The organism is Pseudoalteromonas fuliginea (assembly GCF_000690055.1).
Classification (GTDB): domain Bacteria; phylum Pseudomonadota; class Gammaproteobacteria; order Enterobacterales; family Alteromonadaceae; genus Pseudoalteromonas; species Pseudoalteromonas fuliginea.
In genome coordinates, this window is record NZ_JJNZ01000168.1 from 1 (window position 1) to 376 (window position 376).

Annotated in this window: 1 protein-coding gene; it reads right to left on the reverse strand. The window is 37.0% G+C overall.

Annotation, left to right across the window (positions count from 1 at the left end; all coding sequences use genetic code 11):
* Positions 1–63 precede the first annotated feature (63 nt).
* Positions 64–376, reverse strand: a 313-nt coding sequence (locus tag DC53_RS00230) for an REP-associated tyrosine transposase (RefSeq protein ID WP_045984510.1), incomplete at its 5' end; no start/stop codon positions are given.

Below are 376 nucleotides of genomic sequence, written 5' to 3' on the forward strand. Positions count from 1 at the left end.
CGCGAAGTAAATTCGCACCTACGGGTTGGCGTATGTTGTAGGTGAGGTTTCACACCTCGCTTTTTACTTTATGTAAATACAGTCCCAGTAGGGATACGAAGCAACTTTATCGACGATTTTAGCCCTTAAAGGGTTTGCAATTATATACCTAGCGTTATTAAGTAAATCATCCTCATTTCTAATCATATGGTCGTAGTAGTTACGTTGCCATAGTTTTTGTACCCCTAAACGATCGCGTATAGTTTTGGAGCAGCGACCTTTAAAAGATTTAATTACATCCGATAGGGATTTTTCATTTCCCAATTGAATTAACCAATGAACATGATTTGGCATAATTACAAACGCTATTGTTTTAGCTGCTTTTTGATCTTCTATA